This is a genomic window from Nostoc sp. ATCC 53789, assembly GCF_009873495.1.
Lineage (GTDB): Bacteria > Cyanobacteriota > Cyanobacteriia > Cyanobacteriales > Nostocaceae > Nostoc > Nostoc muscorum_A.
In genome coordinates, this window is the sequence record NZ_CP046703.1 from 979266 (window position 1) to 992851 (window position 13586).

Sequence of the window (13586 nt, forward strand, 5' to 3'; positions counted from 1 at the left end):
CAAATCTTACTGAGCTAGAATTGGTGTCTTTAATAGAATTGCTTTAAAGCAGTGCTATTAAAGTGGCGATCGCTTGAGGTGATATTCTCTTAATTATCATCAGAAGTGCAGAAGATACTTAATGTAAGCTAAAAATTATCTTGTTTGCAAGCTACTAGACTTAAGACAATTGCAAAACTGACTTTTTCTTGGCTCGACGGGTCATAACTGAAGCAGCACCCACAAAACCAATCGCAAAAACTCCTAATAGAGAAGAAGACTCAGGAACTGCTGTAACGACATTCCCGGTAATACTCTTGTAGCCAGTGGCGACTGTGTGATTATCTGATTCAAAACCAGTTCCACCAATATTGGTGAATTTAACCTGATCAAAAGTTCCGGCAACATCGTAGAAGTTGATGAACGCAAAGGGTTCGTTACTATCCTGACCTTTGTAAGTAGAAGTAGGATTACCATTGTAGCCGCCTGAATTTGGTAGCTTTCCGATATAGCTAGCCACATCAGCAGTAGTAATTCTTTCTACAAGATTACCTTTTGAATAAAATTCAAGTACGTTACTAGCGTCTCCCGCAGACCACCAAAGTCCAAAGTAACTTTGTGCGGTTGTCAAATTTAAGGTAGAAACCGTTTGACCATTACCCGATCTATTCGTGTCTACATCAAAATACTTGCCTGTTCCACCAGCAGCACCATATTGGTCTGGATTCATGATCAGAGTATTCTTATAGCTACCAATATTTGTTGTTCCCTCATTCCATTGAAATCCTGTTGCACTGTAACCTTGTGTTTGTGCATCAAAAGTTTGTACATTAGCATTAACAAGATTTGATAATTGTGCATTTTGTACGCCTGCATTTTCTATTGATATCGTAAAAGACGCAGCCATTACAGGACGGCTAACAGTAGCTAAGGACAAAACAACACCAGAAGCGATCGCAGACTTAATTAAAAGATTTTTCATTTTACAATCCCTTTTCGTTTTTTAATCTTTCGTGTTCATAGCCTCATTGTGCGATGTACTTATAGATTCCAACATCAGAGGGATTACTACTTTTTTGATTTGACTATACCCAGATAGAAATGCAGGCTATTGGACTTTATTTAGAGGATAATCACTGATATTATGTTCTGTGATATCTATAGCTTTATGTAGAAAATGCGAAGTTATCAGTGCTAAATTGTAAATAAGCTTCATTTATAAAAAGTGCCGTTTTGAGATTCGCAGGCAGTTTATATTTTTAGGGTTCTAGATCAAGAAGGCATGAGGCATTGTGCGATGCCAAACCTTGAAAATCAGTGCTTATTCCTTGGCTGAATAGTTTTTCAACCTCAAGAACAAGATTATCTTGGTTCTTCTTTCACGTAATTACATAACCTGCATTTTGCTGTGTAATTAACTTCATAATCTGTTTATGAGAACCAATTACATCATTTTTCACAATACATCCAGATAGGTCTCATACATTTCATAACTCTAGAATTGCTGTAATTTAAAAATTATTCTTTTGACTTCAAGTGAATACGACGTTATGCTGTCGACTGCCTCTCACCCTTTCCCTCAAAATTCATCTTTTTCCAATCAACTATGCCACCTTACTTTTTTTGACATGGGTAGTAGCATGAATTAAACTACCTCTTGCAATCCTAAAAAGAATCTTGAACAATGCATCCGACTGAAAAAGCTGCTCTCTCTACTCGCGTTATCGGTTTAATTAGTGGCACATCCGTAGATGGCATAGATGCTGTGTTAGTAGAGATTTCCGGTACAGAATTGGATCTTAAAGTTGAGTTACTAGTCGGTAAAACATATCCTTATCCAGCTGAACTCAGAGAAAAAATACTAGCGGTTGGTGCAGGTGTTGCCATCTCAATGGCAGAATTGGCAGAAATGGATGATGCGATCGCCATTGTCTTTGCCCAAGCCGCCCAAAATATTCAAATTGGTCATCAGCTAGCTACTCTCATTGGCTCTCACGGTCAGACGGTTTATCATCGACCACCCAAAGAAGGAGCAGGGGAGCAGAGGAGCAGGGGGAGAGAAATACTCACTCCTCATTCAGCACTAAGCACTCCTTTGGGTTATAGTCTCCAACTAGGGCGGGGTGAACTGATTGCCTATCTTACGGGCATTACAACTGTAAGCAACTTCCGCGTTGCTGATATCGCTATTGGTGGACATGGTGCGCCTCTCGTGCCCAGAGTAGATGCCTATTTGCTCAGTCATCCTGAAGAAGGGCGTTGTATTCAAAACATTGGTGGCATTGGTAATGTCGCTTATATTCCGCCTCGGTATGGCGATTGGCTCTCAAAAATTCGTGCTTGGGATACTGGCCCAGGAAATAGTCTGTTGGATCTGGCGGTAGAGCATTTAAGCGCTGGTGCTAAAACTTACGATGAAAATGGCAATTGGGCAGCAAGTGGTACTCCTTGCCATCCTTTGGTAGAACAATGGCTCAACCAAGATTACTTTCATTTACCACCGCCCAAATCTACTGGTCGGGAGTTATTTGGTGTGACTTATCTACATCAGTGTTTAAAAGATGCCCAAGAATACCAACTCAATGCTGCTGATATACTGGCAACTCTGACGGAACTGACAGCTGCTTCGATTGTTCATAGTTACCGAACTTTTTTGCCAGAAATGCCACAACGAGTACTATTATGTGGTGGTGGTAGCCGCAATCTCTATTTGAAACGTCGATTAGAATTATTGTTGGCATCAATCCCAGTATTGGCTACAGATGAAGTTGGATTAAATGCAGATTTTAAAGAAGCGATCGCTTTTGCAGTTTTAGCCTACTGGCGGCATTTGGGCATTCCTGGCAATCTACCTACTGCTACTGGGGCACCTCAAGAAGTGCTTTTGGGAGAAATTCACCAAAGTCAGTCCTGAGTTCTGAAAGAGGAACAATAAAAAATTTCTTCATTATTCACTCAGCACAAACTAAACGCCCCGCTATTCATGTACAGCACTGCTATAACTGTAATCTTGGCGGTACTCGATCAAGACAGGGAATATATAAGGTGGCTCATACTTTTTTATTGGAACCAGGACGCTGGGCAATGCAAGGAAATTGGCTGGAACGAAATGGTATGCCAATCAGCGTCAAGGGTATGACCTTGGTAGCTTGGAATCGAGATAACTGGTTCACTATGGCTACAAAGCTGATATTTCCTGGTAGCGATCGCTCAGAAATCTCTCTACAATACAAAGGACGATTGCATGAGGGAGAGCGTCAGTATACTTTTTTACTACAGCATAATATTTTGGGGCAAGTTGAAGGTGAAGGTTGGATTGGTCTAGATACTATTGTGCAGCGTTACTGGGTACTAGGCGATCGTCAGCGTCGTAGTGGCTTTGAAACCCTACATCGGATTTCCGAAGATAGATATTACCTAAGTAGTGGTATCTTAGCTGGTCATTTTTTAACTAACACAATGGAAGTTAGCCTAGAGCGTCAATCAACCTAAGAGCAATTTACCTCGCTGCTGTGAGTCTAACCTGTAAACTGAAGCCATATTGTCTAAATAACTCTAGCAACGTAATGATTTGGCAATGTTCAAGTTTATTTTCACCAACTTACTCAAAACAACATACAATATGAATAAAACTAATTTATTCTCAATAAAGTTTAAAGATTTCATAAAGACTTTTTTATTGATAAAAATTTAAGCGACATCGATAGCGAGTATTCGTTCTGCTGCAAAGAAGCAAGCTACGCACAGCGTCTCGTAGAGAGTGTCATAGCCCGTCCTAGATATCGCTTTGATCTTGCAAACTAAATCAAACGAAAAATAAGCATTTTTTCATTTGTTTTTAATGTTGGTTGCGATCAAGAGTAATTTTAGATGCGTTTGCCCTGCCGACTACTTAGTTGTATAGTAAAGAGGAAGTTATCAAAATTATCTTCATAATCTTAGGACTATTAATTAACTGTGTAATCAGGAGTTCAGTTTTATGAATCCTAAAGTATCCGTCATTATTCCTGCTTACAATACTGAAGCTTATATTGCGAAGGCGATACAGTCAGCCTTAGAGCAAACGCTCCATGATATTGAAGTCATCATAGTCGATGATGGTTCAAGTGATAAAACTGTAGAAGTCGCTAAAAGTTTTACTGACCAACGCCTCAAAGTAATAGTTAATCAACAAAACCTTGGAGTTTCTGCTGCGCGTAATCGTGCCATCAAAGCAGCTAAAGGAGAATGGGTTGCTGTTCTTGATTCAGATGACTGGTATGCTCCTGAAAGATTAGAAAAACTTCTGTTGCTGGCAGCGAAAACAAATGCAGACATAATTGCTGACGATCTCTATTTAATCCACGATGGCGCAACATCTCCTTGGAGTACATTTATTCAAGAAAATGGAGAGTATCTAGATGAAGCTCTCCAAATTGATCTCATTTCATTTGTAAAAAGTGGTGTCTATGGAGAACCAGTGTTGCCTTTTGGTTTAAGCAAGCCTATATTCAAACGAGAATTTTTGGTTAAGCACGGCATTCTGTACGATGAAAGTGTGAGCATAGCTGAAGATTTTTGGTTTGATGTGGAATGCCTCATCAATGGTGCCCGCTTTTTTATTGTGCCAGAACCCTATTATTTCTACCGCTCACGCCCTATTTCTCTTGTACGTCAAAGTATATTATCACGTCTAAATCAATGCTGCATAGCTACTAATTCTTTCATGCAACAAGAAAGGGTGAAAAACAATCCAGCTTTAATGCTTGCTCTATCTTATAATCTTGCATCCTATAAAAAACATCTAGCTTACTATCAAGTTGTAGTGCCTATAAAGCAAAGAAGATGGTTAACAGCATTAAGAGAAATCATGAAAAATCCGCACTTCTTTTCTGTTTTTATTTCCCAGTTGAACAATATTATTAAACGTCGAATACAATACTATGTAATGGGTAATAAATCAGTTTTTGATATGTCTTATAACCTACAGAAAAAACGAACAATAGCGAATTGATATTATCACAATTTCATGCGTAAATAATACATTTTTACCTAGTTATAATAAGTCTGAAGGTTAAAACCTGGTCAAGCAATAAGTATTTGTTGTTATCCCTACTAAACAAAACAAAGGCAGAAGACAGTTTTGCTGGAAGTAGAATGAAAGTGTTAATCAAGTAAAACTTTAGTTGTGAGTCATTGACCACTAAAATCACAGTTACAAATCCTAGCAAACTAGAGAACTTTTTATGAGACACAAGGGCTTGGAGCTGATAAAAGCTAGACAGGAAGCCCTCATCTCTTTCTTTGATGCTTTATTGATATTCAAAACTCTGACTCATCACTCAGTTATCATAACTCTGTAGTGAGTGTGGTAGTTCCCAATTAAGATTTTTGGCAGATGCTAGAGTTATCTATTGACTCAAAATTGGGCAAACTAAAACTACAACATAATTAAAGTGCAAAATGATATGAAGCTTCATTATCTACTCTTTCCGCTTGTTTGCTCTGGCATATTGCACCAGTTGTAATTACCATCTCTGTTGCAAACTACCACAGGATGGCTGCAATCTTCTAAAAGAGGGCTAGAAAAAGCTAGTATAGCACTGCGTAAATGTACTTACTATCTTAATTAAACAAGACTTGGGGCAAAATCCTCTTCTTAAAGGTAGGCAAATTTCCACCCCAGTGTACTAGCACAGAACTGTGTAGATAGAGCAACGATTGGAAATCATCCAACAGCCTATCCTATAAGCTTTTTATTTTTTGACTTCTATTTCTGCCTTATGGTACGAATCTAGAAAGTCATTTCTGGGCGCAATAATTCAGATATAGTTTGAATGCACTTTTTCTCCTAAACACTTACAACCTGCTTTTGGATTCAAATTCTCTATGTCAGACCCCAACATTGGTCGCTTACTCAGCAAACGCTACCAACTCCAGGAGTTAATCGGTACTGGAGCAATGGGTCGAGTTTATCGTGCTAAAGATACTTTGTTGGGAGGTGTACCTGTCGCGGTTAAGTTTCTCGCTCTATCAATTCAAAATGAAAAGATGCGATTGCAAGACCGCTTTGAGCGAGAAGCAAAAACCTGTGCTTTACTAGGTCAAAAAAGTATCCACATTGTCCGAGTTATGGACTATGGCGTAGATGAGAATAATACCCCGTTCTACGTCATGGAATATCTACAAGGACAAAGCCTAAACAATATTATTCGTAAGCAACGACTGCCTTTACCAAGATTTCTGAGTATGGCGCGTCAACTAAGTCTGGGGTTACAGTGCGCTCATGATGGCATCCCAGTTGAGGGCACAATTTGCCCAATTATCCATCGGGATGTCAAGCCAAGCAATATGCTGGTGATTCAAGATCCCAGTTTCGGAGAATTGGTCAAGGTTCTAGATTTTGGTATTGCTAAGTTATTACAGTCGGATGGCGACCATACAAAATTCTATTTGGGGACATTGGCTTATTCTTCTCCCGAACAGATGGAGGGTAAGGAATTAGACAACCGTGCTGATATTTATAGTTTGGGTGTAATGATGTTTGAGATGCTCACAGGCAAAATGCCACTAGTGGCACAAACTCATTCTTTTGGAGCATGGTATAAAACACATCACTATCAAAAACCACGTTCTTTTGCTGAGGTTGCACCTGGGTTAGAACTACCAAAAGAAATCGAAAATTTGGTGATGAGTTGTCTCGCTAAGGTAGCACGCGATCGCCCCCAGAGTATCAACGAAATCCTGAGAGTTCTAGCATCTCTAGAAAAACCTGAGCATACACGCAAAGTTAAGCAAGATAGCTATGCCCTAATTCCTACTACTACGGCTAGTCCTGAGCTTGAACAAAAGACTAAAGCCGATTTGCGGGCATCCTTGTTTAACGATGAAATCGCTCGTGCTATTTCTTGGCCTCAAAATAAACCAATTGCCGATATTGTGTTTCCTCAGTCCATTCAAAGCAATGGGGAGGTTTTACCAGCGCTATGGGTGATGCTACCGCAAGAAGAAATTCAGAAGCGCTTACTCTGTACCCGCTATAACCAATTTCTTTTTATTTCTATTCCCCATCCCATGTTGCTATGGATTACTGTCATCTACAACCGCAAGCATGGTGCCAAATGGTTACCTTACTACCTTGATCTTAAAACCAGTCTTGGTCAAGAAATTACTCGGTTATTACAGCACACAGGTTACTACCGACTGTTGTTCTTTGCACGAGAAACACCAAATCGCTGTACACACATCTTACCTTCCAGCGTCGCTTCTGCCCAGCGTCAACGACTGCAAGAGTGGGTCGCAATGAGCAACACATTGATGTCTTCTGCCGACCCGCAAATGAGTAAAAGCTTGCTCAAAAGCGAGTACGAAAAAATCAAGCCTCAAATTCTGGCAAAACTGGAAAGCATTGATACAGATTCTCCATACGATCTTTCCAGCTAAGAATAATTTCTTAATATTACATGTAATATATGTAGCTAAGAGCTACTAACCCAAAGAATGTAAACTTTTATAAACAAAATATATATAAAGATGTAAGTTCTAGTTATATGTATAAAGAGTGAAAACGCGATCTGCAAAATCAGGCATGTCTAGGTTATCTCTGAGTATTCTTGTGTACATATTTCAAAGAGTTGTAAATATTACGCAGGTGTAATTCTCTGAGCAGACAAAAGAGACAGTAAAAAAGTTTTGCTCAAGTGAACGGTAAGTTTAGCCTGCAAAGCTAAAGTTATGTCTAGACTCCAGCAGATGTGCAGTCGAAAGTTTTACTAGTTGTTAGTTAATTTATTGAATTGAATTCTTGCGCCGCTCTTTTGGAATTGTTTATCGAAGTTGACGCCCCGACATCCCCAGCTCTTTTCCTCCTTGGAACCAAGCAAGAGAAGGAGGTCGTCCACTGCGACAGTAGAACGACTCTATGCCATAGTGGAACCGGAATCTAAGCCCCACTGATGTTTAAGAAGCTCCTGATAAGTTGCCTCGCGCACTACCATTTGCTCATAGAGCTTTACTAAAAAGTCTTTAGCTTGGTCGTGGCTCATATTCTGCACTTGAGTGGCAAATGAGCAGATGCTGAATTGCTGTTCCAAGGATAGTTTCATTGGTTGGTTCATATTTAACTCCGTAAAAAAACGCGTAAAGGTGATATCGCTTACAGAAGTCCAAATGGGATAATAATTGGACTTGTATGTGTCCAACATTTGTTCCTCCGTATTAAGAAAGATAACAATTGTTTGACACGTTGCCCACATCCTAAGTGTGGATTTTTTTTGATATGATATCTTGCACCTAATCCTGCTGATATACTACCCAAGTCAGCCGAGCCGTATTCCGGAAAATAAGCTCTGTTTGAACTAAGTGTAGATATAACTACCTCTCAACCATTTCTGTTTTGCACTAATCTCTTTTGAGGAGATAAGCAGATTTTGTCCTGAGTCCTATACGTTTTCCTGTTTGAGAAAAACATAAGATACTCTGTCTCCACAAATAAATATGGAGGAAGCTTTGAAAGCTAGGACTTTCAGGAGGTTGGGGAATGAATGGTAATAAGCGTGAATTATAGTCGCTCTACCTTATTATGTGCAAGATGTCAATTTATCAATTTGATGCAAATTCAGCCTCATTAGGTGACTTTGGAGGCTAAAAATATTTGTATCAAATTGTAAAAACTAAAAATGCTCGTACTGAACAAATTGCTGAGTATATCTACCAGAATTGTCATTTGTCATTTGTTAGTTGTCCTTTATTTAAGGTTACTAAGCATCGACTAATGACCAATGACTATTTATTCTAGTGAGACGATGACAACTGTGATGTTATCGTGCCCTCCATGCTCCTTAGCAGCCTCAATTAGAGAGATGGCAGCCTTATCAAGCCAAGGAGCATCTAAGAGACAGCTAGCAATCTTCTGTTCCACAAGTTCTTCTGTAAGACCATCACTACATAAAAGCAAGCGATCGCCAGCTTTGACATCTAGTGGTTGCACATCAATCTGATGCAAGTCTTCACGCCCCAAACAGCGCGATAATACATGACGAAAAGGATGCGATCGCGCTTCATCTAAGGTTATGTCACCGATTTTGATTGCCCGTGCTACCCAAGTGTGGTCTTCTGTTACCTGCTCTAAGTGCGACTCTCGGAAGCGATACAGCCGCGAATCCCCAACATGAGCGCACCAGGGCGACTCTGGGGCGCGAAAAATTACTGCTACAACTGTTGTGCCCATATCAGCACGTTCGGGATGATTTTGCTGATCTTGCAAAATCGCTTCATTGGCACCCCACAAAGCTTGCTCTAGCAGTTCTTGAGAAGATTTAGAAGATTCCCAATTTGCCAGCAAATACGCCTGAATTTCTGCCGTGGCTATGCGGCTTGCTTCTTCACCTCCAGCATGGCCACCCATTCCATCGGCAACAACAAAAAACCGCCCTTCTGGGTCGACATAGTAAGCATCCTGATTATTAGAACGAATAAGTCCCGGATCGCTAAAACCCGTGAAATTAAGTTTCATAATTTTTTTTGCAACAATTAATACATACGATCGTAACGGTCAAGGCGCAAAAGTAGTCGGATCAAGATCACTGAAATCACTAGTGCAATTAAACCAGGCAGCAGTGCCCACCAGACATGATTGCTAACTACTAAGATCGTAGCTGAAAGTGTGAAACCACTGATTAACAGAGCATAGCTCATTGAGAGTTGAATACTGCTCTGCCTCCGCAATAGCCGTTCAGTTTCTATAGACCGAACGCGGAGGCGCATATCTCCGCGTTCTAGCTTTTCTAGCGTATCTTCTAATCTACGTGGTAGACCAAAAGCAGTACTACTTACCTGAGCTGCTTGACGACTTAATTCATTAATAAAGGTATTCCCCTCAGAACCATTCATATCGGTCATAAGCTGCATTGCATAAGGTTTGGCAACTTCCATAAAGTTAAACTCTGGATCTAAACCTTTACCTACTCCTTCTAGGGTAGAAAAGGCTCGCATCACAAAAGTGAAGGTTGCTGGAAATCTAAATGGCTGATTATAAGCTATTTCATAAAGGTCGTCACTGATTGCCGCCACAGACTGATTTTCAAAGGGCTTATCCATGAAATGATCCAGCATGTACTGGACGGAACGCCGCACTGGGCCCATATCATCTGTTGGGGCGATCGCGCCTAAATCGATCAGAGACTGCACAACGCGATCGCCATCTTTTTGAGCGATGCCAAACAGTGTTTGCATCAGTCCTTCGCGCACGTTGGATTTAATTCGCCCCATCATGCCGAAATCGTAGAATATTAAAGCCCCACTTGCACTAATGGCAATATTGCCTGGGTGAGGATCGGCATGGAAAAAACCACTATTGAGTAACTGTAGTAAGTAAGCTTGAGCGCCTTGACGAGCGATCGCCTTTCGATCCAAACCGGCTGCTTCTAAAGCTTCGTATTGGCTAATTTTAATTCCAGGGAGATATTCTAAAGTCAGCACTCTGGAACTGGCATAACGCCAATATACTCTTGGGACGTTCACCCAATCGTAGCCGCGAAAATTCCGGCGAAAAGTATCGGCGTTACGACCTTCGTTAAGATAATCAATTTCTTCCCAAAGAATGCGACAACATTCTTCATAAATACCTAACCAATCTCTTCCACGTCCCCATTTGGGATGGTTTTGAAAGTAGCGGGTAATTCCCTTGAGAATTTGTAAATCTATTTCAAATAACTTCTTTAATCCAGGACGTTGCACCTTAACAACAACCGATTCTCCACTATGTAGCACAGCTTTGTGTACTTGTCCCAAGCTAGCAGCAGCTAAGGGAATTGGTTCAAAATTATCGAAGAGTTCAGGAATTTTTTTGCCTAATTCTTTCTCAATGGTCGCTTCTACTTGCTCATAGCTAAATGCCGGTACTTTGTCTTGTAATTTGGCTAGTTCTTCTACATATTCACCAGGGAAGATATCAGCACGGGTGGAAAACAGTTGCCCAACTTTGATGAAGGTTGGGCCTAAATCCAGCAGGGTATTGCGAATCCAGACCGCTTGGGTTTTGCGTCTTGCAGTTTGCTTTACCTCAGTCACGCCACCCGGATAACTCCAAGATTTGTTGTATAGCCAAAGTTTGAACAATAAGGTCAAGACAAAAGACCAAATGTCCACAAAACGCCGTCTGCTAGAGTATTTTTCCCGATTCCAACGGTATGCCTTATCTGAATAACCTTGTTCCATATCCTTTTGTGTACCGTTGGTTTGCAACCGAATCACTTGAAAAAGAAGACACTCTGATTCCTAAACTGTTTTTTCTTTAGTGTCATTTGTCATTTGTCATTTGTGAATAATTTTCGACCAATGACCAATGACCAATGACTAAAATTTACGCAGAAGTTCTGCGATAATGTTGCAATTCTGTGCGTAACAGGGCAATTTCTGCTCGTAATTCATCAATATCTGCTTGCAAGTCACCTGAATCAGAATTGGTTTGTCCACTACCTGTAGTAGCTTGACCAGAATTAGCTGCTTCTGCTGACCGATTTGCCCGCTCTAGGACTTCTTCTGTAAACTGGCGCAACTGCTCTCTAGCTTCTGCATCAAATTTGCCCAGATCGCTCAAAGCATCGGTCAAGGCGACCTCTAAACGCTCATTAACTACTTCGGCTACTGCTCTGCCTACGAAAAAGGCTTGTACTAGTGGGTTACTCATAAATTTTTGTTACGTTGATCCGCAAGAGAATTATAACTTGCCTGTATGCTTTACGGCTTCTGTTGGGGAGTTAGAGATTTAGAGTTAGCAATATCTCAATTCAATCATTCACGGAGTTTACAGACATACAAGCGACAGCTACACCGGTCTGGAATAACATATATCATGACATTTCAGCAACTCTTGATAATATTGCTCTGGTGTATTGGGTAAATAGGTTGTAATTTGCAAGGCTTGCTCTCTCAAGTTGAAACTTTGAGTAATGTTAATCTGACTGAGAAAATCTAAATCATGGGAAATGACCCAAATAGCTCCTTGATAGTCATTGATACCTACTACCATTTGTTCAACGGTTTCAATATCTAGGTTATTAGTTGGCTCATCGAGAATCAGCAGATCGATTTCTGAGATACTGATCATAGCGATCGCTAATCTTGCCAATTCACCGCCACTCAGCACAGAGGCGCTTTTGTGAACATCATCATATTTAAAGAGAAAGTGTCCCAACTGTTGACGCAAAAGCTGATAGCTAAGATTAGCATTAGCAGCTTGCATATTTTCCAGAATTGTGTATTTACGATTTATAAGTTCGTAGCTTTGATCGAGATATACAGCTTTCATCGCTGGTGCAAGCAAAACCTCACCTGAGTCCAAAACTACTGTTTGGTTTTCTATTCCTAAAATAGCCTTTACCAGACTCGATTTACCAGAACCGTTTGCGCCGATAATGGCTATGCGATCGCCAGAGGACACGTGCAATTGAATATTTTGAATCAATAGACGTTCTGATACCCTGAGATTTGCACCCTGGATATTAATGAGATTTCGGCGCTTTTGATTTTTTTCCTCTAGCTGAATACTTGTAACTTTTGTAGTTTTGACTTTTGTCTCTGCAACCTTTTGATTAGCCTTGGCTACTGCTGCTTCGTGTTTCTTTTTTGCAGTTCCAGTAGACACCTCAGCTTTGGTTTTAATTAGTCCTGCTGCCATTCTATCAATACTACCATTCAGAAACTTGGCGCGACCGTTATGTTTAGATTGGGCTGCGCGTTGCTGTTCTTGCATCGCTGTGGTTTGGGTAAGTTTTAGTTCCTTTCTGGCGATTTCGTGCGATCGCAATGCTGCTTCTAGTTCGATTTGTTTCTGTTCTCGATACTGAGAAAAATTTCCTCCATATACTTTCAAAGCATCAGGTGTAAGTTCCCAAGTAACATCTATAACTTGGTCTAAGAAAAAAGGTTTATGTGAGACAATTACAAACGCCCCAGTGAAATTTTGCACAAATTGTCTTAAGTTTTCTAAAGATTGCAAATCCATGTGGTTAGTTGGCTCATCTAGCAACAGCAAATTGGGCTGTTGAGATAATCCGATTGCTAAAAATAGTTTTGTCAGTTCTCCACCACTCAAGTTATTAATTGGGAGATAAAGATTAATATTTGTATCGAATTGTGTTTGCAAAATCTCCTCAATCTTCCACCATTCATCAGAGACGGAAATCAAAAAATCAAGTACTGTTTCTGCTGTAATTTTTTGTCTGATAGTGCTGATTTGTGGCAAATAGTAGACAACACCATTACGCCAAATAGAACCTATACTGGGGCGAATTTGACCTGCAAGTATCTTTAATAGAGTTGATTTTCCTATACCATTGCGACCAACTAAAGCAATGCGATCGCCTGCCTCAATACTCACCTGGATTTTTTGAAACAAAGTTCTATCTAAGCTGAGTTCGTAAGCTAAATTCTCAGCTAATAATATTGATTTTTTCTGCATTATTTCCAAACCTCAATTCGCGAACTTCCGCCCGTATGTTTACAGGAATTACGGGATATTAGACACAAAAAACTTAGCCGCAGACACTTACCAAGCGGTTAAATGTAAATATGAATGATGACAATATTGTTAGTACATGACTGTGTGAAGTAACCCTGTCAAACTA

The 13586-nt window shown here is 40.2% G+C and carries 10 protein-coding genes; 4 read left to right on the forward strand and 6 right to left on the reverse strand.

Annotation, left to right across the window (positions count from 1 at the left end; translation table 11 throughout):
- Positions 1 to 160: 160 nt before the first annotated feature.
- Complete coding sequence (locus tag GJB62_RS03925; RefSeq protein ID WP_114083581.1) at positions 161 to 961, reverse strand: hypothetical protein; 801 nt, start codon at positions 959 to 961, stop codon at positions 161 to 163.
- 702 nt (positions 962 to 1663) lie between these two features.
- On the opposite strand from GJB62_RS03925, the gene GJB62_RS03930 reads away from it, so the two are divergent.
- The 4 genes from GJB62_RS03930 (at position 1664) to GJB62_RS03945 (ending at position 7401) form a co-directional block, all read left to right on the forward strand.
- Complete coding sequence (locus tag GJB62_RS03930; protein WP_114083580.1) at positions 1664 to 2893, forward strand: anhydro-N-acetylmuramic acid kinase; 1230 nt, start codon at positions 1664 to 1666, stop codon at positions 2891 to 2893.
- Positions 2894 to 3024: 131 nt separating this feature from the next.
- A complete protein-coding gene (locus GJB62_RS03935; RefSeq protein ID WP_114083579.1) occupies positions 3025 to 3471 on the forward strand; it encodes a hypothetical protein in 447 nt (148 codons plus the stop codon).
- A gap of 487 nt (positions 3472 to 3958) precedes the next feature.
- Positions 3959 to 4972 carry a glycosyltransferase family 2 protein gene (locus tag GJB62_RS03940; protein ID WP_114083578.1) on the forward strand — a complete coding sequence of 338 codons (1014 nt, stop codon included), beginning with the start codon at positions 3959 to 3961 and terminating at the stop codon, positions 4970 to 4972.
- An 875-nt stretch (positions 4973 to 5847) separates the two neighbouring features.
- Complete coding sequence (locus GJB62_RS03945; protein WP_114083577.1) at positions 5848 to 7401, forward strand: serine/threonine-protein kinase; 1554 nt, start codon at positions 5848 to 5850, stop codon at positions 7399 to 7401.
- 476 nt (positions 7402 to 7877) lie between these two features.
- Here GJB62_RS03945 and GJB62_RS03950 read toward each other — a convergent pair whose 3' ends face one another.
- The 5 genes from GJB62_RS03950 to abc-f form a co-directional block, all read right to left on the reverse strand.
- Complete coding sequence (locus GJB62_RS03950; protein WP_041565841.1) at positions 7878 to 8075, reverse strand: NblA/ycf18 family protein; 198 nt, start codon at positions 8073 to 8075, stop codon at positions 7878 to 7880.
- Positions 8076 to 8746: 671 nt separating this feature from the next.
- Positions 8747 to 9472 carry a Stp1/IreP family PP2C-type Ser/Thr phosphatase gene (locus GJB62_RS03955; protein WP_114083576.1) on the reverse strand — a complete coding sequence of 242 codons (726 nt, stop codon included), beginning with the start codon at positions 9470 to 9472 and terminating at the stop codon, positions 8747 to 8749.
- Between the two features lie 17 nt (positions 9473 to 9489).
- On the reverse strand, positions 9490 to 11175 hold the full coding sequence (locus GJB62_RS03960) for an AarF/ABC1/UbiB kinase family protein (RefSeq protein ID WP_114083575.1): 1686 nt from the start codon (positions 11173 to 11175) through the stop codon (positions 9490 to 9492).
- 145 nt (positions 11176 to 11320) lie between these two features.
- Positions 11321 to 11647: a DUF6825 family protein gene (locus tag GJB62_RS03965; protein ID WP_012407099.1), complete on the reverse strand. Its 327-nt coding sequence runs from the start codon at positions 11645 to 11647 to the stop codon at positions 11321 to 11323.
- 138 nt (positions 11648 to 11785) lie between these two features.
- A complete protein-coding gene (abc-f, locus tag GJB62_RS03970) occupies positions 11786 to 13420 on the reverse strand; it encodes a ribosomal protection-like ABC-F family protein (protein ID WP_114083574.1) in 1635 nt (544 codons plus the stop codon).
- Positions 13421 to 13586 lie beyond the last annotated feature (166 nt).